This is a genomic window from Streptomyces sp. NPDC085460 (assembly GCF_044541975.1).
GTDB lineage: Bacteria > Actinomycetota > Actinomycetes > Streptomycetales > Streptomycetaceae > Streptomyces.
In genome coordinates this window covers 91,340-115,825 of sequence record NZ_JBITTO010000016.1, presented here as the reverse complement: position 1 = coordinate 115,825, position 24,486 = coordinate 91,340, and the positions used below count along the sequence as shown (strand labels likewise).

Sequence of the window (24,486 nt, the reverse complement as noted above, 5' to 3'; positions counted from 1 at the left end):
GTCAGAGTTCGAATTTGATGTGGATCAGGCCGCGGACCTCGACGTCCATGCCGGTGCCGCGCAGGTCGAAGTAGGCCTCTCCCACGCCCTGCCCGACGATCTGCAGGGCCTTCTTCTCGTCGCCGGCATCGCGGGCGGCCAGGAGCCGCTCGGTCTCCGAGGCGGTCAGGTCCTCGTTCAGGCGGCGTTCGCGGCCGTCCTCGCTGGTGCCCGCGGAGGGGCTGTAGAAGGTGAAGGTGGCGGTGATGTAGGCGCGCAGGCCCCGGCGGCGCATCGCGTCGTCAGCCTGGCGGGCCAGGCGGGAGCGGAAGCGGGCCGCGACCTCGGCGTGCAGGCGGTCGGCGAACGCAGAGGGCGGGTTGCGGCGCTGGCCGCGCAGGTAGCGACGCACCGTCTCGGGGTGCACGCCCAGGAGGTCGGCGACGCGGGGGGTGCTGCGGCCCAGGCGGCGGTGGAGGAAGGCGACCTGCGCCTGCGCGGAGCGGGGCATGCCCTTCTGCGGGACGGCGGCGAGGCGGTCGCGCTCGAGGCGGTGGACGTCCCACAGGGCGTCCAGGACGGGGGTCGCGGACATCACTTGCCTCCCAGAGCGGCGTCGGTGCGGCCGTCCTTGACGCGGCTCGCAGGGTTCTTGTTCAGGCTGGCCACCTGCAGGTACCACTCCATGGACTGCACGCCCTCGCGCTTGACGTGGCCGGGGTTGGGTCCGATGGTGAAGCCGCCCTTGTGACCGGTCAGCCACATGATGTCCTTCGTGGGTGAGGCGAAGACGATGCAGTCGGTGTTGACGGCCAGCGGACGGGCGCCGGTCGCGCGGGCGGTGTTGATGAGCTTGCGGTTCATCACCGACCGGTAGCGGGCCAGGATCGTGGCCCGGTGGTCGGGGCGCCAGTCCGGCCGGTCCAGAGCGCTCCAGCGGGCGTGGGCGCCCTCGGCACGCCGTCCGTAGTCCTGCGGGCCCTGCCGTAGCTTGCCGATCGCGCCCTTGATGGTCTGCTTGATCGCCTTGAGGACGAGCAGATCCGTCGCGTGCTGGGCCTTGAAGGCGTCGTCGCTGTTCATTCGGTCCATGGCCGCCAGGAACTCCTGCGGGGACAGCGGAGTGCCATCGTCGTGGGCGACCACGCCGAGCGCGGTCATGGTCTGCATGTAGGCGGGGAGCAGGTGCTCGTACCAGCTCTTGAGGTAGGGGCCGTTGCCGAACGCAGGCACCGGGCCTGCGCCCGGGCGCCGTTCGTCGTAGCGGTCGGGGTGCGCGGTGATGCCCATCGCCGCGGCCTGCTTGTCGTTGGGCCGCAGGTGGGCCAGGGACGGGCGAGGGGTGTGGCCGAGTTCTGCGGCCAGGGCGAGGGTGTGCGTCTCGTACCAGGCCGGTCCGGCCGGGCGTACCCCGTCAGGGGTGAACGGGCTGGGCATGAGGGGGTCGGTGTCGATGTGGGAGAGGTCCTCCAGCCAGATGCCGGGGATCTTCTTGTCGAAAGGGGGCCGGGTCACTTCGTAGGGGGCGCAGGTGCCCATCGGGGTGGAGTTGCAGGCGGCGAAGAAGGCCATCATCGTGTCCAGCCCGACGACGTAGGGCAGATCGCGCTCTTCGTCGGTGGGCATGCGCCACCACTTCAGGGCCTCTTCGTGCAGGGTCTGAGCCGGGTCCCGCTCGTCGCGGCCCTGGGCGAGCGGGTGGTCCTTCGTCGCCTCCGGCCGGGCCGGGTCCACCGGCAGGTGCAGCGACCCCTCCCGCCACTTCGGGCCGACCTTGCCGGTCGTCTCGTCGCGCCAGGCGCGGGTGGGCGGGCGCAGCGCGGTCATCAGCTGCTGGCCGGTCACGGCTGTGGTGCTGACCGGGGTCATCACGCGGTCGCTGTAGACGCGCAGGAACTGCACCACCTCGGAAATCGAGGAGGCCGGACGGCCGGTCTCCCGGTCGACGGGCAGGGGCCAGCCGCCGGTGGTCAGGGCGCCCCAGGGCAGGATGGCCAGCTGTACCGAGCGGCGGCCGTGTTCGACGGGCTGGTAGATGCGGACCCAGGCGGAGAACCAGGGCTTGTGGCCCCGCTGCGGCATCTTCCAGCCGTGTGCGGTCAGGTCGGCGATGACGGGGTGGTCCACGGGCAGCGCGCGCTCCTCGCCGTCCTCGCGGTCGGGCAGGCCCAGCGCGGCGGCGGCCTCGGCGGTGAGCACGATCAGCGCGTCGCCGTCGCTGCCGCTGGGGTGCAGCCGGGGCGTGCCGAAGGGCCGGTCGGCGGCCCAGGTCACCAGCTCGCGGACCGTGGTCGCCGGGCAGGGCAGCACCTTGCCGCTGGCCAGGTGGGCCCGGCGCTGGCCGTCGATGACCGCGAACGGCCCGTAGGCGAACGACTCGGGGGTGAACTCCTCCTCGGGCACGGCAGCATCCTGCGCGGCCGCGCCGCCGCTGTCCGAGGCATCAGCAGTGCCCGCCGCCTCGGGGGCGGCGGGGATGGGGGTGGAGGAAGCTTCCGGGGCGTCGGCAGGTGCGGCGGAGGTGGCAAGGGTTGTGGCAGCGGCGGCCTGGATGGCGGCAGCCGGCCAGCTCCCGGGCCGCGACGGCGTGGGCGCGCCCCCCTCCCCTGCCGGTGCGGCGGAGGGGGCGGAGGGGCTGGCCTTGGGCGATGCGTCCCCAGCCTGTTCCCTGGGCACGGCCGCGGGCTCCTTAGGCGTCATCATGTCCTGTGCAGCAGGGACAAGGACGGCATCGGCGGGTTCGGTGGCGGGCTGGGGGGTGGAGAGGGTGTCCTCGCGCAGCAGCCGCTCTGCGATACGGCCGGGCAGGGACAGGAAACGTGCCCGGGGGATGTCGGGCTCGACGGCCACGGAGACCAGGCGTCCCATCCCCCGCTCGGACACATCGATCCGCGCGGCCTGCCCCATACGCGACAGCGTCAGGGTGACATCCGCGTCCAGCGACGCCACCAGGGCGGGATCGTCACTGTCGACGACCGCGAGGACCGGCACCCTGGCTTCGCGCGCCAGATGAGCCAGCCTGCGCACCGACCCCGCCAGCGCGTCACCGGACAGTGCGCGATGCTCATCAGCCGCACGCTGCAGCCGGTCCACCACCACCAGCGCGAGCGGACCAGATCCCCCGTCCAGCGTCACCTCGCTGATCACACCCGCGTCCAGATCGGCACTGTCATCGATGAGCAGCGTGTACCTGTTCTCACGCAGCGCCGCCTCCGCCACGCGTGCGGCAGCCGCCTCCGGTTCGGGCAGCGTGCCCGCACGCCACGCGTAGTAGCTGACCCCCGCGTGGGAGGCCACCACCCGGGCCACCACGTCCATCTCCGACGGCCCGGACGCGGCATAGAACACGCTGCGCGTCTCCACCAGCGCCGTCTGCCGCGCGGCAGCCACCGCCAGCAGGCTCCCGCCCACACCCGGGCCCGCCGCGATCAGCGTCAGACGGCTAGAGCTGATCCCCCGCAGCACCTCGTCCAGTGCGGGCAGCCCGAACGACAGGCCAGGCAGATCCCGGCGGGCTGCCAGGACGTCCCCGGCTGCGGTCAGCTTCCGCCTCCCCCGTGCTCCATCCGCCGCCGGCGGCGTAACGGGCGGGGCGGCGGAGCCCGGCAGCAGAACCGCCACCGGACGGCCATAACGGGTCAGAACCTGCGGCACACCGCTCGCGGCACTGCCGATGAGATCACCGAGCTTGTTGCGCGCATCGCTCACCGCCGTCTCCACCGACCGTCCCACAGACGACATCGCCAGCCACTGCATCGGGCCGAGAACCGCCACCTCGTCCTGTCGGGTCAGCGTGACGGCATGACCCTCGCTCGCCCGGCCGACCAGCTCGGACCACTCCCCGCGCGCCTGATGAACACCTACCGTCCGCCTTACCGGCAGCCTAGAGGATGCATTCACCACATCCGGAGCAGTCATGACCATCCTCACCACACAGTCTTGTACATATCGACACGAGAATCGTACAAGCAAAGGGGCTAGAACCGTCAAATTACCTACTAAGAAAGCGCGTTCAAATCGAAAGAGGCATGTACAAGTTGCTATGCGGTGGGGTCTGAGGTCGGTCTCGCTCTGGAGCGAGTCAGTTCGCGACTGTCGGCGTGCGGCTCGCCCGGTCATCGCGCTTGCGGGCGTACACCGAGGCGGAACTCCTACCAGCCATCGAGCTTCTCGTAGAGGCTGCCGTCTGCGCCTCGATGGGCGTCCGGGGCCTGGCCTCAGCACCCTGCGCGGCCCAACCGCGGATCGTTGTTGAGCAGCTCATGGGACGGGACAAGGCGAGGAGGCCGCGCAGGCCGAGGGGTCTGGGCGAGGTGTCGGAGGGGCATGTCGAGGCTGTGCCGGGGGTGATGGTGACCCTGACCGGGCCGTCCGGGGTGAGCGCGGCCGAGGCGCACGAGCGGATGACGAGCCGGGGCGCTCCTATGTGGCGACGGCCCAAGTGGGAGATCCGTAGCAACCGGCGTAGGCAGCACCTACCACGGTTCTAGGCTCTGGGCGTGGTCCTCGATGCCGCCCATGGTTGGGCCAGGAGTCGGGCCCGGCCGGCGGCCGCGACCGTCCGCGCGGTGCTGTACGTGAGAGGGAAGCGGACGACCCGCGGTGTCCGCACGTCCTGCGGGACGTCCACGAGGTAGCGGCCGATGTACGGGCCGACGTGGTGGAGGTCCGCCTCCACCAGCGACAGCAGCAGGCCGTCGGCGTGCTCGTCGATCTGGTGGGCCACACCGATGTCGGCGAGCACCCCGGCCAGGCCCTCGCGAGCCGGAGACGATCTGTCTTGCGGACTCACGGCATCATGGTGGTATCGGAGCAGGGTGGCTCGACGAACTTCTTGGCGATCTCCGCCTTCCAGTGGGTGGCGAGCGCGTCCGCTGTCTGGCCGGCCGGGACCGGGCGGGTGAAGCGGGCGATCCACGTGCCGGCCTCCGGACCGAGGACGGACACCTCGTAGCGGCTGCCGGGCTGCAGCTTCGCCGCCGACGCCTTAGGCAGGCCGACTTCCGCCTCGGCGGGCAGCGTGCCCTTGTAGACGGCGAGGGTGCGGACCTTGAAGGTCTGCACGCCGTCGTCGCCCTTGGTGATGTACCGGCCCTTGGAAACGACGTCGACCAGGGCGAGGTTCTGGGCGCGGGCGGCTTCGGCGGCGTCCGTCTGCGTCGGCGTGCACAGCGCCTCGATGTGGACCGGGTCGTCCTGCTGCATCCAGGCGTAGCCGCCGGCGCCCAGCGCGGCTGCGACGGCGAGGCCGGCGGCGCCGAGGGTGAGCTTGTTCATGGTCATCAGCCCCACAGCTTGTTGTAGTTGGCCTTGTCGACCTCGGGGATCCAGGTGATCTCGTAGCCCGGCGACGGTGCGTTCTTCCACATCAGGGAGACGATCGAGTCGGACTTGTGGCACAGGCCCAGCGCGTGCCCGAGCTCGTGCAGGGCGACGTACCGCAGAAGCTCTTTCGAGGCGCCTCGCAGCTTCTGCCGGTTGAAGATGATGTAGTCGGTGGCGCCGATCGATCCGTGGCGCTCGTACCGGCCGAGCGGGTCCGAGGCCCGGGTGCCGAGATCGGCGTCCTTGAACTCCAGGTCGTTCGAGGTGATCGCCGAGTCTGCGACGATCTTGATCTTCGAGCCGTTGTACTGCCAGGCTGAGATCGCGTGCTTGCGGGCGTCGTCGTAGCCGTCTTGTCCGTCCAGCGGATCTCACCGTCATCGACGGCCGAGAAGCCCCTCGTCTCGGTCACACCGCCGACACAGGGGGCGGGCCGGACGGCGGCGAACGCCGGCGGAGGAGCGGCGGCGGGGAGAATGGCCGCCGCGGCGAACGCCAGTGGTAACGATCGGTGAGGCACGCAACGGAGCGTAGCGGTCACGGCTCCGGGTCGGTGGGCGTGTTGTCGGCGATCACCCTTGCGGGGTCCTTTGGGCAGAGCTCGGGATGACGCGCCTTCGTCACGAACAGCACGAACAGCATCTACAGCGTTCTTGGCGACGCTCACACCGCCCACGTCGCGCTCACGTACGCGAGGGGCGGGAATCACCCGGACGGGTGAGTTGCGGCGGCGCCGGACATGACTGCGCTTCCTGGCTGGCCCTGCGCGGAGGAGCGCAAGGGGGACGTCGAGGGTCGGGGGAATGGCCGATCCCCTGCGCCACGGGGGTGTGCGGGGGATCGGGACGGGCCGCAGGACGGGGACTTGACCAGTCGGGACCTGCGGCACGGAATCACGGTAGCGCCGAGAAGCCGGGGCCCGCTGACGGCGCCGCGAGCCTGTGCGGCTACAACGTCCGCCCAGGCGATCATCACGCTGGCCTGCGACGGGGGGGAGGGCCACAGGACGGCGGTGGAGAGCAGCCCCATGCGCTCTGCCGTCCGCGTACCCCAACTCCCCGCCCTCATGCACGCGCGCACCGGACGGTGGGACAGGAGGGTCAGGGAGCGGGTGTGTAGTCCGTGCGGGTGTGTAGTCCGTCGTGATTCCTGCCTGGAAGGAGACTGTCCGGGCAGCCCGGGCAATGCCGGCTCGTCCAGCCGGGGCGGGCGTTGACGCTGCCGATGTTCGCGATCCGCCCCAACGGCGTTCGGTCGGACCCATAACTGCTCCCGCTCACGCAGTCTGCTGGGTACCGTGCTGCTGACGAACTCCGTACGGACACCCCGGTGACCAGCCCGGTGGTCCGGCGGTTGGGGAGGTGTCCTGATGCTGGAGGAAGCCGAGGAGATCGGCCGGCGCGTCCGCAGAGCGAGGCTGCGGCTTGGGATGCCGCAGGCCGATCTGGCGACGGCCCTGGGGAAGTCGCAGGGCTGGGTGTCGAAGATGGAGCGGGGCCTGATCGAGCTGGACCGGGTCGGGCTGCTCAACCAGATCGCCGCTGAGCTGCACGTCCACCCGAACGACCTGATCGGGCGCCCCTACAGCAGCTCCCCGGAGGACAACCAGTGGCAGGTCGCGGCCTCGTCGATTCTGCGCGAACTGCGCCGCTACGACCTGTCCCCGGTCTTCGACGGGACGCCGAGGCCGGCCTCGCAGCTGTGGCGTGAGGTGACCCGCCTGCACCGGCTCCGCGACACCGCTTCCAACGTGGCGATCCTCCGCGTCCTGCCGGACCTGTTCCGCGAGGCCCGGGCCCTGGCCGAGGTGTCGGAGGGGCATGAGCGGGAGGAGGCGTACGCGATCTATGCGGTGTGCTGCAAGTTCGCGCACACCGCGGCCCACTCCCTCGGCCACCCCGAGCTGGTGGCGATGGCCTGCGAGCGGGCCGCGTGGTCGGCTCGTCTGTCCGGGGACCCGGTGCTGCCGGCGGTCGCGGACTGGATGCGGGTGTGGGACATGTGGGCGACGGCCGACTGGGCGGATGCGCTGACGCTCTCGGACAAGGCGATCGGATCGGTGCAGCAGGCGTACGAGCACGGCGAGCCGCTGGCCGTACGCGCCTGGGGCACGCTCCAGCTCCGTGCGGCGGTCTCGTCCGCCCGCGCCGGCCGCGCCTCGGAGGCAGAGGACCGGATCGGGTACGCGAAGGACGCCGCCGAGCGGATGGACGCGTACACCGGGGCGCCGGTGTACGACCGGCACTCGCTGACGTTCTCCGCCGGGAACGTGCAGATCCACGCGATCAGCGTTGCGTTGGAGATGGGCGAGCAGGGCAGGGCGCTGGAGATCAACCGCCGCACCAGCCCCGAGCTGGTGGGCGCTCTGCCCAACTCCCGTCAGGGGCACCACCACATGGACATCGCCCGGGCCTGGCTGTGGGACGGCAACCGGGACAAGGCCCTCGGCGAGCTGGAGACCGCCGAGCGGATCGCGCCCCAGCTCGTACGCAACCACCCCATCGCCCGCTCCACGCTCCGCAGCATCGTCTACGCCGAACGGGCAGCAACACGGGAGAAGTTGCGGCGTATGTCCGACCGCTTCCACCTGGACGGATAGGGGTCGTATTCCTCGGGCTCATATTCGGGGTGGCGGTCGTCCCTAGCTTCGGGGCATGACCGGACGACGCTCTGCCCATCTCCCCTCCCAGGGACCCGAGTTAGGAACAGCGGCTCCCTTCTTCCCCCAGCTCGGCGACCTCGCCGCCGACACCACCCGCGAGGGCCGGGTCGGCGTCGTGGTCACCCTCCCCGGCGTGGACTCCGCCACCACCTATCACCTGCGCCCGCCCGGCGGCGGCCCCGCCTGGTCCGCCCCGGCGGACGGCACAACGCTGCGTCCGGTGCCGGTGCAGGCCACCCACATCACGCTGCTGCCCGGCCGCGACGCGCTCTACGACCCGCGCGCCCGCCAGGGCTCGGTGCCCGTGGAGATCCACTTCGAGGACGGCTCGTCCCGCGAGGGAGCCCTCATCCTCACCTCGGCGGAGCTGGAGCGCCTGTACGCACAGACCAGCCGCCTCCTCACCGCACACGAGAACGCCCCCGGCGAGACCTCGTGAACAGGGCCCGTCACCGCGTCGCCCATGCCCCGCACCGCGTGCGGGCAGACCGCAGCGGACGGATCGCCCTGACGTTCCTCGCCTTCGCCGGCCTGGCCGGGCCCGCCTGGACGCTGCGCTCCCACACCGGCCAGCTTCTCGATGCCACGGTCCACCGAGCGGCCGTGGCCGCGCCGGACATCGTTTCGGCGCCCCTCTCCACCAGCCGCTGAACAAGGGAGCACGCGCCGACGGCCGTACCGCCCCTTGGATCCGCATCACCCCGCCCATCCGCGATCAGGAGGTTCCGATGGATCTTGCCCCCGCCTGTACAAGAGGCGTCGACGCCGTCACCGTCCGCCCCGGCCGTCCGCTCGCCGGGACGGTCCGGGTGGACGGCTCGAAGAACGCGGCTCTGCCGCTGCTGGCCGCCGCCGCGTCCCTGGGCCGCAGAGTCCGCCTGTCCGGCGTCCCGGCCAGCGCCGACGTCCAGAGGATGCTCGGCCTGCTGGAACAATCCGGCTACCGCGTCGCCCGTCCGGTCGCCGAACCGGGAGCCGTGATCGTGGTACCCCAGGAGCACCCCGCCGAGGCACCCGCCCTGACCGACGCCGCCCGGATCCGGGCCTCCTACTACCTGGTGGCTCCTCTGCTGGCCGCCTACGGGCAGGCGGCCCTTCCCTGGCCGGGTGGTTGCCAGATCGGTGACCGTGGGATGGAGCTGCACTTCACCGTCTACGAGGCGTTCGGTGACATCGTCCTGCTCGATGACACCGGATACCGGATCCTGGCCGCCGACCGGGCCCGCGACAAGGTCGTCGTGGCGCTGCCGTTCCGCTCGCGAGGAGCGAGCATTGCCGCGATCTGCCGGGCGGTCGTGGCCGGCAGCCGCCTGGACCTGGGGAACCCCAACCTGTCCCCCGAGACCACAGGCGTACTCGATGCCTTACGGTCCGCCGGGTGGACGGCCCAGGCCGACAGCGACACGATCACGCTGGCCCCGCCGCCGGGCGTCCCCGTGGGGACCGTCGCCTGGACGGTTCCCGGTGACAAGATCGAGGCGGGCACCCTGGCCTGCGCGATCGCTGCCACTGGTGGTGAAGGCCGCGTCGAAGGCGTCGCCGGATCGGATCTCAAGGTGCTGGCCGGCCTGCTGGGCTGGGCCGGTATCCCCGTCTCCCTCGCCTCCGACGCGATCACCGTCCACCGGGCCCGCATCGTGAGCGGACGGCCGCTGCGGGCGGTCGCCTCCCTGGCCCCGAACGGCCTGGACGCCGACTTCGAGCCCGCGCTGCTGGCGCTGGCTCTCACCCTGCCCGGCACCCACCTGTTCGCCGACGACATCAACCCCGGCCGCCACGGTAACCTCCTCCCCCAGCTCGCCCGGCTCGGCGCGGTGATCGAGGAACTGTCACCCACGCAGTGCCGCCTGGTCGGCCCCCAGCGTCTGAACGGCACCACCGTGAAGGCCACCGACATCCGCACCGGCTCCGCTCTCCTGATCGCCGGCCTCGGCGCCCGGGGCGCCACCACCGTCAGCGGCCTCGACCAGCTGCGCCGCGGCCACGCAGACCTGCCCGCCAAGCTCCGAGCCCTCGGCGCCGACCTCGCCGACGTACCGCGATGAGCAGGACGTACGGCCAGATCGTGGCCACCACCGACCTTCACTCCGCCCTCGACCAGGCCCACAGGCTCCTTCCTCACCTGCACGCCCTCAAGAAGACCTCGCTCATCGCCGACTGCGGCGACTTCTTCGAGGGCACCGGCTACTACCGGCTCGGCAAGGGCGCCATCGAGCGGGAGATCCTCACGACGCTGTACGACGTGCTGGCGCCCGGCAACCACGGCTGGCCCCACTACTTTGAGCCCCACCTGCGCGAGATGACGGTCGGCGCCAACGCCGTCGACGACACCACCGGGCAACCGCTGTTCAACCGGCTCCGTGTCGTCGACGTGCACGGCCGCCGGGTCGCCGTCACCGCGGTCATCGGCGTGAGCGCGTTCCACACGATCCCCGCCTGCCAGCGGGCGGGACACCGTGTGACCGACCCCGTGACCGCGCTGCGTGAGTTGATGCTGGAGCACCACCATCACGTGGACTCGTGGATCGTGCTGTCGCACTCCGGCTTCGACGAGGACCTCAAGCTTGCCGGTGCCTGCCCGTTCGTGGACGTCGTCTTCGCCGGCCACTGCCACAGCGACGCCTACGGGCCGGTGCACGTCGGCGACACCCTCGTGGTCAAGGGCCGTGAGCTGGCCGACGGATACGCCGCCGCCGAACCCGTCGGTTCCGGCTGGGCCGCCCGTACTGCCGTCTTCCCCGACCCAACACCGGTCCCGGACGACCTCGCCGCCGTGGACGAGAAGATCGCCTCCACCTGCCGGATGCTCGCCACCCGCCTCGGCGCCATCAGCGAGCCCTACCGCGACACTGTCCTCGACCGCCACCGGCTCCTGATGGGCATCGTCTCCCGGCTGCACACTGGGCTCGGTGCCGACGCCGTCGTCCTCAACGACACCGCCTTACGGCCCACCCACCTCGGCGATGTCCTCACGCTCGGAGACCTGCTGGCCGTCGAGCCGTTCGACAACCAGCTCGTCCATGCTTTCCTCCCCGACAGGTACGCGGATGCCCCGGACAGCCTGCTCAAGCACCTGACCGAGCAGACCGGCCCCCTGGCCGTCGCCCCCTGGCCACTGCCCCAGGGCATCCGGTCTGTCCTGACGACCGACTACCTCGCCGACACCCACCTCGGCGGGCGCACCCACCAGGCTGGCCTCCGGCTCGGCGAGGCCGTCCGTCGCACCCTTGCCACCCCGCTGCCCGACAAGGAGGAGGGCGTCCGATGATCCTCACCGGCCCCGAGATCACCGCCTCCTTCCGCGACGGCCGCCTGACGATCAACCCGTTCGAGCTGGACCAGGTCAACCCCAACAGCTACAACGTCCGCCTCGGCCCCACCCTGCTGACCTACACCACGCCGGTCATCGACGCCCACCAGCCGAACCCGACCGCCACGGTCGAGATCGGCGAGGAGGGATACGTCCTCCAGCCCGGCGAGCTCTACCTCGGCCACACCCTCGAACAGGTCGGCTCGGACACCTTCGTCCCGCTGCTGTTCGGCCGCTCCTCCGTCGGCCGGCTCGGCCTGTTCGTCGAGATCACCGCCCCCATCGGCGACATCGGCTTCCACGGCCAGTGGACCCTGATGCTCTCCCCGATCCGCCCCCTGCGCGTGTACGCGGGCATGAAGATCGGGCAGATCATGTTCTTCGTCTCCACCGGCGACATCGACCTGTACGCGGGCAAGTACCAGGCCGCCGACGGCCCCCAGCCCTCCCGCTACTGGCGCGACGCCGTCCGTGTCAGGGCGGTCGCCTCATGATCCTCACCGGCCCCGCGATCACCGCCGCCGTCCACTCCGGCGAGATCACCATCGACCCGTACGACCCCGCCCGCGTCTCCCCGAACGCCTACGACTGGCGCCTCGGGGACACCCTCCGAGTCTGTGCCGGCGACCTCGACGCCGCCGTCCCCACCACCTACACCGAGCAGAGAATCCCCGTCACCGGCCTGGTCCTCCAGCCCGGGCTGCTCTACCTCGGCGTCACCCACGAGCGCACCGGCTCGGAGGCGTACGCACAGATGCTCAACGGCGACCGCACCATCGGCGCCCTCGGCATCTGGGTCCACGTCTCCGCACCGCTCGGGCACCAGGGCCACGCCATCCGCTGGACCCTGGAGATCCGTGCCGCCCGGCCTGCCCGCGTCTACGCCGGCATGACGTTCGGCAAGCTGGTCTTCCTGGCTGCCCAGGGCGCTCCGGCCAGCTACCAGCAGCAGCCGGCGAAGTACGCCACCACCGACGGCATCGACATCTCCCGCCTCTACGAGGAGATCGGCGGAGGCCGCCGATGAGTCCCGACCGGAATCCGCTGGTCGCCACCTTCCTGGACCTGCCCGCCGGCAGTCCCGGCGGCAGCGTCGAACTCTTCCTCGACCTCTACACCAGCGAGAAACCCCTCATCCCCGCCAGAGCCTTCATGCTCGCCCCACCCGGCCCCCGCCCCCGGACACCGGCCGGCCTCGACCTGCTCAGCACGCCCGGCAAGTGCCTGGAGGGCCCCGCCTTCCACCGGTACGTCGCGCACCTGCGCCAAGCCCTGACGACCGCGATCAACCCCTCCCAGATCGACGTCCTGCACCTGCACCACCTCGCCTTCGGCGCCACCCCCGCCCTGATCCGGGCCCTGCCCGCACACCCCCGCATCGCCCTGGTCCACGGCACCGACCTGCTCTTCGCCGAAGCCCACCGCGACCAGCTCCAAGTCCTACGGGCGACCGCCCGCGCGGCCGACGCCATCGTCGTCCCCACCAGCGCCATGGCCGACCACCTCCTCAAGCTCGCCCCGCAGACCGACCGCCGCAAGATCACCCACATCCCCTGGGGCATCCCCGACCGACTCCTCACCCACCCACCCCTCCGCCCCAACCGCCCGCCGAAGAGCCACCTCCGCCTGCTGTACGCGGGTCGGCTGACCGCCGAGAAGGGCGTCGAGGCCCTGATCCGCAGCGTGGCCCCGCTCCAAGGCGTCGAACTGTCGATCGCCGCGCCCAGCGCCCAATTCCGCGCGCTGGCCCCACGCCTGCGGCGGACCGGGGTGAGGACCCGCTATCTCGGCTGGCTCCGCCGCCCCCAGCTGTGGAAAGCGTTCGCCGAACACGACGCACTCGTCATGCCCTCCACGACGCTGGAGGCCATGGGCTTGGTCGCCCTGGAAGCCCAAGCCTGCGGCCTCCCCGTCCTCCACCAACCCGTCCCCGGCCTCGGCGAAGCCCTCGCCCTCTCCGGCATGGCCACCGACTTCACGCACCCCGCCGCCCTCGCCCGGGTCCTGGACCGCCTGCGGACCGAACCCGGCCTCCTGCCCGGTCTGCGACAGGCCGGATACGCCAACGCCGCCCGGTACCCGCTGTCGAAGACCGCCCGAGAACTGACCGGCCTCGGAAGACAGCTCACCTGACACCCGACCGGGCCGGCATCGCCGAACCGATCACCGGCACGCCGTTGCCCGGACCGCCCGAGCGGGCTCACTACGCTGGCCCACGGGATGCCCACACGAAGAGGGAGACCATGCCGTACCGCACCGAGCGCATCGAGCACCTGCTGAGCGAAGGCGTCCGCGACAAGGTCTACCCGGGAGCGGTGTGGGCCGTCGGCGACTCCGGCGGAGTCCGGGGGTGGGGCACCACCGGTGTCCTGGACCCCGACGAACCGGTCGTGAGGATGCGGCCGGACACCGTCTTCGACGCCGCCAGCCTCACCAAGATCCTCGCGGTCTGGGCCTCCATCGGCGCCCTGTGGGAGGACAGCGTCCTCGACCTCGACGCCCCGCTCGGCACCTTCTGGGACGAAGTCACCGGCCACCCGCTCGGCACGGTGACCGCACGCCAACTCCTGACCCACACCGCCGGCCTGCCTCTCCGGGCCCAGCTGAAGAACCTCTACGGCATCGACCCCGCCGATATCCGCCGCGGAGTCCTGCACGAGACCCTCAACCGGCCACCCGGCGAAGCCGTCGAATACACCGACCGGGCCGCCCTCATCCTCGGCTACCTCGCCGAACACCTCTCCGGCCAGCCCCTCGACCAGCTCTGCGAGACGAGGACCTGGCGCCCGCTCGGCATGGACTCCACCCGCTTCGGCCCGCTGCCCGCCGACATCGCGTCCCGATGCGCCCCCACTGAGGCCGACCAGGACACCGGCACCCACCTCAAGGGCACCGCCCACGACTTCTCCGCCCGGCTCCTCGGCGGCGTGTGCGGCATCGCCGGCACCTTCACCGTCCTCGACGACCTGGCCGCCTTCCTGCGCTACATGCTCGCCCCCACCACGGCCCCCGCCCAGGCCGGCTTCGGAGCCGAATGGAGCACCCACTCCCTCACCGTGCAGACCGGCGGCCTCCAGCCGGAGCGCGGCCTGTTCTGGCACCCGGCCCCCGGCACCACGGGTGACCAAGACGTCTGGGTCCACTACGGCTTCACCGGCACCGGCATGTGGATCTCCCCCACCCAGGACCGCTGGGCCGTACTCCTCACCAACAAGCTCTACTACACCCGCGACCGCCAGCCCCTGACCGACGTACGCAACGCCTTCCGCCAGGAGTCGTTCTCCTGACCTCTCGGTGCGGACCAGAGCCGAACACCAATGCTGGGGGCGTGTGGTCAGCGCGACGCGGCTTCGTCGAGGGTCTGCGGGATCCGCGCTCCGGTGGCGACTGTTGCCTGTCGCAGTCCAGGGCGGGTACGGCCGCGGGCGCGGGCGGGGAGGTTGCTGGGGTGGTCGGGCCGGGTGGCGCTGGCGGCGAGCAGGGCGTTGATTTCCTGGGCGAATTTGTCTCCTGGCAAGGGGATTTCGCTGTCGGGTTCGCGGAGGTAGCCGACGGCGACGGCGGTGGGCATGTAGGCCATCAGTTCGGCGACGACGGCGGAGCGGGGCCGGGAGGCGGTCCTGCCAAGGCGTCGCAGGAGTCGCAGGAGGGTGGCGGCGGAGGTCTCCTCCTCATGGAAGAGGGCGACGGTTTTGTTGTCGCGGTGCACTGTGGTGCGGACGGTCTTCACTACGGGAATGTCGTCGTCGGTCTGCTTGTGCCACCAGCGGGCGGCGTGGGTCTCGCCGAGGGCGAGGTGGTGGAGGTAGAGGCAGTAGGCGGCTGCGGCGTGCCCGGCGCCGGCGGCGTACTGCCACCAGAACCGGGCGCCGTCGTCGGTGTCGGTGAGCTGCAGGACGCAGGCCAGGACCATGGCGCTGCGGGGCTCGGGGACCTGGTCGGTGAGGAAGTCGGCGACGGCGTCGGCGGGGGTGTGGGTGACGAGGGCCTCGCACAGAGTGCGTAGGTCTTCGGCGGCGGATGCGGTATTGGGGTCGGTTGTGTGGTGGGGGGTGACGGGCCTGGGGGTTTTCGGGTCCGGGTCGCGGGCGGGGACGGTGTCGCGTGGCACGGTTCGTTCGAAGACGAGGAGCGTTCGGGACAGGAGGCTGTCGAGGTTGGTCTTGTTCATGAGGTGGTTCCCCCGGTGTGGGCCGGCGGCTCGACGGTGTCGGCGAGGAACCGATCGGCGTGGCGTTCGCTGGACCGTACGAGGGCCAGCGGGATGCCGAGGAGGTCGGAGACCTTCTCGGTGGTGAAGCCGCACAGGCGCCTGAGCACCATGACGTCGAGCTGGGTGAGGGGCAGTTTGCTGATGGCGGCGAACATCTCCAGGGACTCGGCCAGCTGGGCCGCCTGGTGGTCGAGGGAGTCCTGGGCGTGGAGGGCGGCGGTGTCGAAGGCGGCGTCGGCGAGGACGGGCCGCTGGTCGCGGTGGTCGGCCTTGGCCTTGACGGTGGCGCTGAGGATGTTCCAGGCGTAGCGGCGGATGTCGGGGCTGGCGAGGGCGTCGTCGAAGGAGAGCCACAGGATGGCGAAGGTTTCCTCGACGGCGGCGTCGAGGACGGTGTCGGTCAGGAAGACGCCGGCGTAGCGGCGGTAGCCGTCTTCGACCATGGAGCGCAGGGCGCCGTGTTCGATGGGCGGTCCGGGCTGGGTGGTGACGGCGAGCCGGCCTGCGGTGGAGCGGTCGACCCAGTCGCGGCTTTTGCCGGCGTCCATGGCTGCCTGCTTCCAGAGCCGGTGGAGGGGCCAGGTCGGGATGTTCAGTTCCTCGGCCAGGCGGTGGATGACTTCCCAGCGGGGGTAGTGGCCGACTCCGCGTAGCAGCTCGGAGAGTTTCGATTTTGCGAGTACGCGTGCGCTGAGGTCGGCGAGGGTGCGGCCGCTGAGGAGGTAGTGCTCGCGGGTGGGGGTGAGCCATGCGCGGTGGGCACTGCCGACGGTGGAGGCGATGGGGCCGAGTTTGCGGCCGGGGCGGAGCGGGGCCGGCTCGGAAGCCGGCCCCGTCGCGTTGTGCATGGGGGTCACGGGGCGCTGTCCTCCTCGTCGACCGCCGTCGTGGCGGTACTGGGGACGGCCGCGGTCTTGTTGCGGAAGCCGGTCAGGACGTGGGTGACGGTGAGACCGAGGACCGGGGCCAGCGTGGCGATGATGGCGGCGTGCCCCATCGCCGCCATCGCCACGCTCCAGCCGAGGACGCCCAGCGACAGCACCATGGCCGCCGCTATCAGCTTGCTGTTCATCGTGATTCCTTGCGTGTCGTCGTGCTGTGCATCCGGAAGGCCACACAGAGGTGGCCCCTTCAACTCGCGGGTGCCGATCCGCTTCTGAAGGAGCATCAGCATGTACCGACGGGTGCCGCTAACGCCACGTGATCATGGAATTACGGAACATTGCGAGGCATGGAAGGTGCGCCATGCGGTCGGAGATGACCGTTCCTGTGCACGTCGAGCCTGCTGACGCTGCTGCGCGGGTGAAGTTCCCGATTTTCCTTGCAATCCCACCGGCCTGACCCCCAAATTGGAGTCAGGACACCTTGGGTGTCGTCCTTCCATCCGGAAGGGGCCCGGCTCCCGTGCCGAGAACCACCAGGGAGCACGCGCCACTCGCTCCCGCCCGGCCTGAGATAGAGGCCGGGCGGGACGAAACGCCCCGATGACGGGGACCATGACCGTAGCGCAGCACTCTGACAACAGCCCCTACACCAGAGACTGTTGCTTCCGTGCGCCCCTGTGTGCGCTGCCGGGGGCGATCATCGACGGGCACCTCACCCGGCCTGCCCCTGGACAGGCCGACAGAGAGTGCGTCATCCGGCATCGTCACTCTGCCCTTGCAGACTTCGGCATGAGACCTGCCCTGACTCCGGAGCTGGTCGCCTATCACGGCGGCGAACGTAGCGGCCGCTACATGGACAGCCAACTCCCAAGATCTTCGAAAAATCTCCAGTTTGGCCATCGATCGCAAGACGCGGGAGCGCATCGACGCCTTCGATCTTGAGGTTGCGTATCCGCGGAGAAGGCCATCGCTACCGGTCGAGGCCGACATGGCCCCGACAACACCACTCCACCTTCCCTGCCGGCCCCCCTCCCCTGGCATGAACAGTGCCCCTGTCGGGGGAAGGGCGGAGCAGAGCGGCCGATCCTGCATTCCGGCTGTAGGAAGAAGCCCGCGCCGGGTGAATGTCAGCGGCGCAGGTCCGCATAGATCCTGGCGGTCACACCTGGTTCACCGGGAATACGGCGTGCCTTCGGGGTACCTGAGGTCGTCCAGTGCCGGTTGAGTTGTTCGGCGGCGGCCTGCAGGGTGCCCTCATCGGCGGCGGTGATGTCCACGACGACGAGGCCGGGTTCGGCCAGGTGGATAGGGTCGATGGCTTCCATGTCTGCCAGAACGTTCTGTGGAGGCGGAGGTTCTGGGGCGACGGCCTGATCACCGGGATGAGGGGTGCGGCTGGCGGCTTTGACGCCGCGGGGCGCCCCGGTGGAGGCGGACACAGGCGATGGCGTACCGGTGCCACCCGGAACCTGGGCAGAGTGTTGTGCGGGAGCTCGCAAGTAGGTGGGCCGTTGCGTGGCACCGGGCTTGTGGCGCAGTCCTGCACGAGTGATCGCCTTGTGCTGGTCGGCGTCTCCCCCGGTGCGACAGGCGGCCTGTCCTCGCTCCCCTCTCACGGCCTGCTTCCGTTCGCGAAGCGGTGCCTTCCCACGGTCAGGACGACGGACCAGGCGTGGGGTGATGCAGCTCTTGCGCGAGCCATCACGGCTCGGGCTTGTTCGGCAGTTCGTTCTGAATGATCCACATGGCGGGGCGGCAAAGCGTTTCTCCGGTGAACCGCCGTCCCCCACACGGCTGACGGGATTAGTGGTTCCGGCATGTCAGGGACTTGATCACCGATACACCTGCGGTCGTGATCAAGAACCTGGTGCGCGGTGCGACCGCGCTCTGTCTCGCCCTGTCCCCTCTCGCCCTCCCCTCCGCGGCCACGGCCGCCCCTGCGGCGCAGGTACTGAACCTCGCCGACGCCGTCGATCTGGTGCCGGTCGCGGCCGAGTCCCGTACCGGATACACACGGGACAGGTTCAAGCACTGGAACGCCGGCCTCGACACGTCCGACGGCTGCAACACCCGCGCGGAGGTCCTGCAGGCCGAGGCAGTCGAGTCACCGACCGTCGCGGCCGGCTGCAAGCTCTCCGGAGGGGAGTGGCTTTCGTACTACGACGGCCAAGAGGTCAACGACCCCGCGAAGCTCGACATCGACCACATGGTCCCGCTCGCCGAGGCCTGGGACTCAGGCGCCAGCGCCTGGGACGCCAAGCGCCGTGAGGCGTACGCGAACGACCAGGACGCCGCCGCCTCGCTCGTCGCCGTCACCGCGCGGACCAACCGACAGAAGGCGGACCAGGACCCGGCGACCTGGATGCCGCCGCACCCCGACGCCCAGTGCCGCTACATCGGTGAATGGACCGCCACCAAGCTCCGCTGGGGCCTCACCGCGGACCAGGCCGAGGCCGACGCGCTGAAGGTCTACGCCGAAGCCTGCGAGACCACCGTCGTCCACTACACCCCCGCCCCGTAGCCGAAGGAGACCCCCGTGGCCCGTATCCCCCGCACTCTCGCGGCCGTCCTCATGACCGGCGCCCTGACCGCCGGGTACTTCGTCGTCGCCTCGCCGGCGAACGCCGCGACCTGCCCGACCACCCGCTCCCCCCGGATCGACGGCGGCGAGGCTCACTGGAAGCTCTCCTGCCGCGACGGTGATCTGAGGATCACCGGCTGGGTGGACGACACCCGCGCCGACGCCAAGTGCGCAGTCGTACGCATCGACCCCCACGTGGGATCCCTGCGCGAGATCAAGGCCTGCGGTTCTGGGACGCGTGAGACGTTCGACGAGACCTTCTACAGCACCGACACCGCAAACGTCACCCTCTTCCTGCGCTGAGCACCACCCCGGGAAGCATGTCCAGGACCGTCCAGCGCCCCCCGTCCGGCCGGTCCTGGACTCTCCCCATCACACGCGACCCGGCCAGCAGAACGCGGCTCGCCCCAAGGAGCAGCGCGCCGGACGGCCTCACCACTGAGGTGAGCGCTCGCTGTGCACCTACGCGCCCGCCCCGGACGGGTGATGACGGACCGAACTGGCCTCGGCGCCGCAGGGAAGTCCGTACCGTCCTGTCCTCCGCTCCCATGAGGGGCTGCAGATGACGAGCAGGCCGCTGCGGGGGCAGTTCACGCTCACCGCAGTCGCGGCCGTCGCCCATGCCTCTCCAGCCGCGCCTCGGGCCGCACAGCCGGCGCCGTGCGTAGGCGGCGCAACGGACCCGCAGCTTCTCGGCGGTGGACGACCGTGAGATCTGCTGGACCGAAGCCTCGAAGTACGAAGCCCTGCGCACGCACGCGATCACCGAGTGGAACAGATTCCGGAAGATCCACATCACGCCGGACAGCGCGATCACGGTCAACGACCTGAAGTTTCGCGACTACAACAAGAACGACCGGGCCGCCGACAAGTACGAGTGGCACGGCGACACCGCGCAGACCGACTTCATCTTCCTGAACAAGTACTGGCTGGACGAGGTCTTCAAGGACATGGACGACTGTCGTACCCGAGCTCGGGCACGCCCTGGGATCTGCCACGAACGTCAGCTCGGCCCTGCATATGGAGACGGACGGCAAGGCCGTACCGACGGCCGTCGACAAGGCCAACTACCTTAACTTGCAGGGATGATGAAGCGCCCGTGCTCCTGTCGCTCGCCTGGATCCTCGTACTCGCCGCGTCAGGGACCACCGCAGCCGTCGTCCTCCAGGGGGACGACGTCACCGTCTCGGCCGTCTGCGTGCCGATCATGGACACCGACCGGGACAAGGCCGGCATCGCCGACCACATCGCCGTGGTGACTGCCGGAGAGCAGTCCCGGCCCGCTCGGGGCAGTGATGGAGAGCAGCGGGTCACCGTGCAGGTCAAGGTCGAGGAAGTCCTCAAGGGCTCCCTGCCCACGACCCTGCCCCTCGCCAGACCGCCGGCGACACCGCGCGACCGGAAGTCGAGCAGCAGGCGCTCGTCCCCGGCCACCGGTACATCCTCGGCATTCCCAACACGCACACCGAGGACGGCTCGCTGGCCGCGGGCCGCTGGGCGTTCTTTGCCACCAGCGCCGACGGCCCGCAGCTCAAGACCGCGCGCAAGCGCTGGACGGACGCCGTCGCCCACCAGAACCCGAAGCGCATCGATCCCGGCTGCCACGAAACCGAGTACACGCCGTAGCCAAAGACAACCTGTCTTCCGCCGCAGGCCACGAGCGGGAGGGACCGCGGGGCTCTCCCGCTCGGCCCCTCGGGACTGGCAGCCAGCACCGAAGACTCTGCTGCTCAGGGCCTGCGGCGGGGCGGAGGTGCAGCAGTGGTGCACCAGCCATGCCGACGCGGGCTATGGCGACGGTGGCCTGGTCCGGCTCGCCACCATCGCCGACATCAACCCCCGGCCATCGCGTAGCAGTGGACCACCGTAGTCACACAGCAGGCCCCCGCATCCCGACCCCGCCTGCACCGACACCACCACGACCGTGACCGCGCCGTACACCGGGAAACGCATAGTGCCCCCGCCGAAGCGGGGGCACTCGGGGAAGGAGCAAACGACCAGTCGGCTCTCCCCCGAAGAGTCACCGTAGCCGCAGGTGACCAGCGACCAGACTGTTCTCGGTGTAGACCATACGAACGAGTTACAGGCCGGTACCAGTGGTGACGGGTCTTCCTCGCGTACGGCTGCAGTTCCTGGCTCTCTTGCGGATCCGTGGGCGGGCCTGCGGTGTTCAGGGCCGGTGCGTTCCGTCGGGGTGGCTGTCGATCCAGGACAGTCCGCTGATGTCCAGGTGGCTGCGGGCCCGGGTGACGGCGACGTAGGCGAGGCGGGCTTCACCTGCGTCGACAGGGCCGGGAATCGGCCGACCGTGCTGGTCTTGTTCATCGGTATCCGGCGGAGGCAGGAAGTCGTCGGCGATCTTCACCCGTGTCCATTCGCGCCCCTTGGCCTTGTGGGCGGTGGAGACGGTGATCTGGGCGTTCTGCTCGTCACTGAGACGGGCCACCGCGTCGAGGATGGCGTCGGTGCCATGGTTGTCGACGAGGTCGACCAGGGGCTGCAAATCGCGTCCGGACGGGTCGTGCGCGGCATAGTCCTGGACTGCCCCCCAGGTGGGGAAGAGCACGAGTTCGGGATGGCTGGTGAGGCGGCCTGCCTGGAGCTGGCGGGCGGCTAGTGCCAGGGCACGTAGGCTCTCACCCCCTCCGACCAGGGCGACACGGGTTCCGGCGGCGAGGTGGTTCATGACCTGCCTCATGGCTCCGACGTTGGTGCGGCACAGGATCGCGCTGGGGTCGGAGAGGGGGCCGAGGCTGGTGGGCGTGGCGGGGCTTCCGGTGAGGCGCAGGGGTGCGTCGGCGAGGGTGAGCCACCGGTTGGCTTCTTCGGCGAGGGCGGGGCCGAAGCGGAAGGAGCGGGAGAGGGTGAGGTGGGTTCCGTCGAAGGTGGTCATGACGTCTTTGGCGCCGCGCCAGTGGTAGATGGCTTGGGCGGAGTCGCCGACCATGACGAGCTGGGCGTGGTGGCGCTGGCTGTTGAAGATGTGCTCGACGACGGGGTTGGTGTCCTGCGCTTCGTCGAGCAGGAGGAAGTCGGCGTGGATCTTCGGGTGGGTGAGTGACCAGATCTTGAGGAAGTGGTCGGGGTCGAAGCGGACGGCTCCGGTGTCGGGGTTCTGCAGGTCAGCCCATGCTTTGCGGGCGTAGGGGATGACGATGTCGGCGAGCTCGCCGTGCGCCTTGGGGCTGTCCATGCCTCGCAGTTGCGGGACGTGGTGGTCGGCGAGCTCGGTGTCCGCGGTGTGGCAGAAGCGGGTCACCGTCTTCAGGACGGTGTTGGACAGGGTGACGGGCATGAGGGTGTGACCGGCTGCGCGGACGGGTTTGGTGATGCCGAGGTCCTGGCCGGTCTGCCAGGCGGGGCGGCGGGGGGCGCCAAGGCGGCGTTTGTAGCGGTGGCCGAGGGCGGCGTAGGCAAGGGAGTGGGCGGTCCGGCAAGTGACGTTGGGCGGGAAGCGGGTTGCCGCTTCCTGGGCGATGGCACGGTTGTAGGCGAAGTAGCGGCCGCGACGGGTGGTGCTGCGGGCCAGGAGGGCGAGGGTGGAGGTCTTCCCGGTTCCGGCTCCGGCCTGGAGGGCCATGTGCTGGCCGGCGGCAAAGTGGTCGGCTGCTTCTGCTTGCTCGTCGGTGGGCGTGAACAACGCGGATGTGCTCCATGGCGTCGGCGCGGTATGGCCTGGTAGTGGGTGTCCCGGGTCAGCAGTGAGGGCGGGGGTTTGTCGGCAGACGGGTGGCGGTGAAGGCGTGGTGGAGAAGGGGATCGAAGGGTTCCCACTCGGCGAGCGCGAGGTCGGGCGCCGCAGTGGATGCGGCGTTGGTGAGGCAGTGCTGGGTGCGCCGACGGAGCTGTTCTCGGTGGCTGAGGTGAGTGAGGCCGTAGACGGCGATGTCCATCGCAGGCAGTGCGAGTGGCCGGGCGTGGTGGGTGTGGGGTGTTGGGGGCATGAGGATCCAGCGGCCCGGGGCGGCTTGGGGGCGAAGAGGGGGGTGGCGCAGCGGGTGCGTCGGACGGTCGGGGCGACACACTGGACCTTCTCGACGGGGAGAGAGGCGAGGTATCGGGTGTAGAGGAGCTGGACGACCGGACGCTGAGGTCTGCACGTGGGGTCTTGGTGGGCGACTGGTGGGGAGCTCGGTGGCGCGGTGACGGCTGCGGTGTCGATGAGGCGCCTGGTGTGAAGTGCGAGCTTTTGCCTGATGGCATTGAGCGGGTCGGGGAGGTCCGCTGATTGAGTGCCGGCCGGGCAGACGACGGGATGGGTGATGCGGCACCAGGGGCTGTCGTCGCCCGCCGGGTAGGCAACGCCGGAGGCAAGGTGCCAGCGGTAGTCGGCGGGGACGGGCTCGGTGGGCAGTTCGGCGGGGTCCAGGCTCACCGGGCGTGGGCTGGTGGTGGTGTGCCGGTCAACGCGGTTGCCGCAGCGAGGGCAGCGTGCGGATTGGGCGCAGCGCAGGAGGCGGCCGGGGCTGTCGTGGGCGACGGTCAGTGTGCGTCGCGGGCGGCGGGTGTGGAGGGTGCCGTCTCGGTGGCGGGGGGTGTCGGGGCGGGGGCGCATGAGCGGAAAGGTCCCATGCGACACGCCGCAGGGTGGTGACGCGAGTTCGGATGCCCCTCTGTCGGCTCAACCCGTTCGTACTCACGTCGCATCCGGCGAACGTGTGGGCGGGGTTGGTGACTCGTTCGGGTGGTCCGTTCAGGGGGTGGTGCCGGAGTTTCCGGGGGTGGCGCCCGGGGGTGTATGGCCTTCGCAGAGAACGGAGAAGAGGCCGTCGAGGGGAATGCCGAAGGCGTGGCTGAGGGCGTGCCAGGTGGCGATGGTTCCGACGGTGCGGCCTTGCTCGATCTCGATGAGAGTGCGCCTGGACAGGCCGGTTCGCTCGGCTAGGTCGTCGTAGCTCCAGCGGTGTTCGCGCCTGAGCCGGGCGAGCTCGCGGGGCAGCTCGTCGAGGTTGGCATCGGGCGGCAAGATCGTCACTTGCTCATCCGACGTGGCGCCCGTCCGCCATGTCAGTGCAGACCTCTGCCCTATTTTGCGTGGTCTTCAGCGAGCCGCCCTGGGTGCACTACGGTGTGCCGCCGTCCGGGCTCATCACCTTGCCCGGCAGCAGGTACGAGCCGTTGGAAGGAGTTCACCGCTGTGACAGTGCGTGCCGCGCACCCACAGATGACGCGGACCTGGATCGTCGAGCTGCACGCCGAGCCCCAAGGGCCCTTTCTCGTCTGCGCGCAGTGCCCCACACGCCCCCGCCTCACGCAGGGCTCCACGGCACGGTCTGCGGCGCTCGCGCACCTCGCCCGGCACGCCCGGCGCTCGCTCCTTCCCCCGTACCTGAGGACCTGCCAGTGCCATGAACGCGGATGCCGCTGGCATCCCCGTCACCGTGGCTGCGACGGTCCCCTTCTGCTCGTACTGACCTGCGAGAGAGCAGGGCGGGTCTGGCGGCTCGCCGACACCTGCGCGGCATGCGCTGGCGCAATGCACCACACCTCGGTGGTTCCGGACACGGCCTTCAGCAACCTGCCTGCCACCGA

General features: G+C 70.4%; 23 protein-coding genes and 1 pseudogene. 12 read left to right on the top strand and 12 right to left on the bottom strand.

Annotated features, from left to right (window positions below):
* Nucleotide 1: 1 nt before the first annotated feature.
* The 5 genes from tpg to ACIGHB_RS31360 all read right to left on the bottom strand — a co-directional run bounded on the left by tpg (nt 2) and on the right by ACIGHB_RS31360 (nt 5,558).
* Nucleotides 2-574, bottom strand: coding sequence for a telomere-protecting terminal protein Tpg (gene tpg / locus ACIGHB_RS31380; protein WP_399917824.1), 573 nt, complete (start codon nt 572-574; stop codon nt 2-4).
* Nucleotides 574-3,897 carry a type II toxin-antitoxin system prevent-host-death family antitoxin gene (locus tag ACIGHB_RS31375; protein ID WP_399917822.1) on the bottom strand — a complete coding sequence of 1,108 codons (3,324 nt, stop codon included), beginning with the start codon at nt 3,895-3,897 and terminating at the stop codon, nt 574-576. Before ACIGHB_RS31375 ends, tpg begins: the two co-directional genes overlap by 1 nt.
* Nucleotides 3,898-4,465: 568 nt before the next feature.
* The gene (locus tag ACIGHB_RS31370; protein WP_399917820.1) at nt 4,466-4,771 is read right to left on the bottom strand and encodes a hypothetical protein; all 306 of its coding nucleotides are present in this window, start codon (nt 4,769-4,771) and stop codon (nt 4,466-4,468) included.
* On the bottom strand, nt 4,768-5,262 hold the full coding sequence (locus ACIGHB_RS31365) for a hypothetical protein (RefSeq protein ID WP_399917818.1): 495 nt from the start codon (nt 5,260-5,262) through the stop codon (nt 4,768-4,770). The genes ACIGHB_RS31370 and ACIGHB_RS31365 overlap by 4 nt, the downstream gene beginning before the upstream one ends.
* Entirely contained in the window at nt 5,262-5,558 is a 297-nt protein-coding gene (locus tag ACIGHB_RS31360) for a matrixin family metalloprotease (RefSeq protein WP_399917882.1), read from the bottom strand. The genes ACIGHB_RS31365 and ACIGHB_RS31360 overlap by 1 nt, the downstream gene beginning before the upstream one ends.
* Nucleotides 5,559-6,673: 1,115 nt before the next feature.
* Here ACIGHB_RS31360 and ACIGHB_RS31355 point away from each other — a divergent pair.
* The 9 genes from ACIGHB_RS31355 (at nt 6,674) to ACIGHB_RS31315 (ending at nt 14,563) form a co-directional block, all read left to right on the top strand.
* Nucleotides 6,674-7,903 carry a helix-turn-helix domain-containing protein gene (locus ACIGHB_RS31355; protein ID WP_399917816.1) on the top strand — a complete coding sequence of 410 codons (1,230 nt, stop codon included), beginning with the start codon at nt 6,674-6,676 and terminating at the stop codon, nt 7,901-7,903.
* Between the two features lie 55 nt (nt 7,904-7,958).
* Nucleotides 7,959-8,405, top strand: coding sequence for a hypothetical protein (locus ACIGHB_RS31350; RefSeq protein ID WP_399917814.1), 447 nt, complete (start codon nt 7,959-7,961; stop codon nt 8,403-8,405).
* Complete coding sequence (locus ACIGHB_RS31345) at nt 8,402-8,617, top strand: hypothetical protein (RefSeq protein ID WP_399917812.1); 216 nt, start codon at nt 8,402-8,404, stop codon at nt 8,615-8,617. The genes ACIGHB_RS31350 and ACIGHB_RS31345 overlap by 4 nt, the downstream gene beginning before the upstream one ends.
* Nucleotides 8,618-8,694: 77 nt before the next feature.
* Entirely contained in the window at nt 8,695-10,011 is a 1,317-nt protein-coding gene (locus ACIGHB_RS31340) for a UDP-N-acetylglucosamine 1-carboxyvinyltransferase (protein WP_399917810.1), read from the top strand.
* Nucleotides 10,008-11,234: a metallophosphoesterase gene (locus tag ACIGHB_RS31335; RefSeq protein ID WP_399917808.1), complete on the top strand. Its 1,227-nt coding sequence runs from the start codon at nt 10,008-10,010 to the stop codon at nt 11,232-11,234. Before ACIGHB_RS31340 ends, ACIGHB_RS31335 begins: the two co-directional genes overlap by 4 nt.
* A complete protein-coding gene (dcd, locus tag ACIGHB_RS31330) occupies nt 11,231-11,770 on the top strand; it encodes a dCTP deaminase (protein WP_399917806.1) in 540 nt (179 codons plus the stop codon). Before ACIGHB_RS31335 ends, dcd begins: the two co-directional genes overlap by 4 nt.
* On the top strand, nt 11,767-12,303 hold the full coding sequence (locus tag ACIGHB_RS31325; RefSeq protein ID WP_399917804.1) for a dCTP deaminase domain-containing protein: 537 nt from the start codon (nt 11,767-11,769) through the stop codon (nt 12,301-12,303). Before dcd ends, ACIGHB_RS31325 begins: the two co-directional genes overlap by 4 nt.
* Nucleotides 12,300-13,409 (top strand): glycosyltransferase family 4 protein, encoded by a 1,110-nt coding sequence (locus ACIGHB_RS31320; protein ID WP_399917802.1) that lies wholly within the window; start codon nt 12,300-12,302, stop codon nt 13,407-13,409. The genes ACIGHB_RS31325 and ACIGHB_RS31320 overlap by 4 nt, the downstream gene beginning before the upstream one ends.
* A 110-nt stretch (nt 13,410-13,519) precedes the next feature.
* The gene (locus ACIGHB_RS31315) at nt 13,520-14,563 is read left to right on the top strand and encodes a serine hydrolase domain-containing protein (RefSeq protein ID WP_399917800.1); all 1,044 of its coding nucleotides are present in this window, start codon (nt 13,520-13,522) and stop codon (nt 14,561-14,563) included.
* Nucleotides 14,564-14,610: 47 nt separating this feature from the next.
* On the opposite strand, the gene ACIGHB_RS31310 is transcribed toward ACIGHB_RS31315, so the two are convergent.
* The 4 genes from ACIGHB_RS31310 to ACIGHB_RS31295 form a co-directional block, all read right to left on the bottom strand.
* Nucleotides 14,611-15,447, bottom strand: a complete 837-nt coding sequence (locus ACIGHB_RS31310) for a hypothetical protein (protein ID WP_399917798.1) — start codon at nt 15,445-15,447, stop codon at nt 14,611-14,613.
* Nucleotides 15,444-16,337 carry a sigma-70 family RNA polymerase sigma factor gene (locus tag ACIGHB_RS31305; protein WP_399917880.1) on the bottom strand — a complete coding sequence of 298 codons (894 nt, stop codon included), beginning with the start codon at nt 16,335-16,337 and terminating at the stop codon, nt 15,444-15,446. Before ACIGHB_RS31305 ends, ACIGHB_RS31310 begins: the two co-directional genes overlap by 4 nt.
* Before the next feature lie 5 nt (nt 16,338-16,342).
* Nucleotides 16,343-16,561 carry a hypothetical protein gene (locus tag ACIGHB_RS31300; protein WP_399917796.1) on the bottom strand — a complete coding sequence of 73 codons (219 nt, stop codon included), beginning with the start codon at nt 16,559-16,561 and terminating at the stop codon, nt 16,343-16,345.
* A 939-nt stretch (nt 16,562-17,500) separates the two neighbouring features.
* On the bottom strand, nt 17,501-17,698 hold the full coding sequence (locus ACIGHB_RS31295; protein WP_399917794.1) for a DUF6207 family protein: 198 nt from the start codon (nt 17,696-17,698) through the stop codon (nt 17,501-17,503).
* Between the two features lie 527 nt (nt 17,699-18,225).
* Here ACIGHB_RS31295 and ACIGHB_RS31290 point away from each other — a divergent pair.
* From ACIGHB_RS31290 to ACIGHB_RS31280, 3 genes are all read left to right on the top strand, one after another.
* Complete coding sequence (locus ACIGHB_RS31290; protein ID WP_399917792.1) at nt 18,226-18,894, top strand: HNH endonuclease family protein; 669 nt, start codon at nt 18,226-18,228, stop codon at nt 18,892-18,894.
* 15 nt (nt 18,895-18,909) lie between these two features.
* Nucleotides 18,910-19,257 (top strand): hypothetical protein, encoded by a 348-nt coding sequence (locus ACIGHB_RS31285; RefSeq protein ID WP_399917790.1) that lies wholly within the window; start codon nt 18,910-18,912, stop codon nt 19,255-19,257.
* 395 nt (nt 19,258-19,652) lie between these two features.
* A complete protein-coding gene (locus ACIGHB_RS31280; RefSeq protein ID WP_399917788.1) occupies nt 19,653-20,030 on the top strand; it encodes a hypothetical protein in 378 nt (125 codons plus the stop codon).
* Nucleotides 20,031-21,124: 1,094 nt separating this feature from the next.
* Here the strand turns inward: ACIGHB_RS31280 and ACIGHB_RS31275 are convergent.
* The 3 genes and pseudogenes from ACIGHB_RS31275 to ACIGHB_RS31265 all read right to left on the bottom strand — a co-directional run bounded on the left by ACIGHB_RS31275 (nt 21,125) and on the right by ACIGHB_RS31265 (nt 23,929).
* On the bottom strand, nt 21,125-22,594 hold the full coding sequence (locus tag ACIGHB_RS31275) for a UvrD-helicase domain-containing protein (RefSeq protein WP_399917878.1): 1,470 nt from the start codon (nt 22,592-22,594) through the stop codon (nt 21,125-21,127).
* A gap of 576 nt (nt 22,595-23,170) precedes the next feature.
* A pseudogene (locus tag ACIGHB_RS31270) lies at nt 23,171-23,509 on the bottom strand (DUF6083 domain-containing protein); the annotation flags it as partial.
* A gap of 138 nt (nt 23,510-23,647) precedes the next feature.
* On the bottom strand, nt 23,648-23,929 hold the full coding sequence (locus ACIGHB_RS31265) for a helix-turn-helix transcriptional regulator (RefSeq protein ID WP_399917786.1): 282 nt from the start codon (nt 23,927-23,929) through the stop codon (nt 23,648-23,650).
* Between the last annotated feature and the right edge of the window lie 557 nt (nt 23,930-24,486).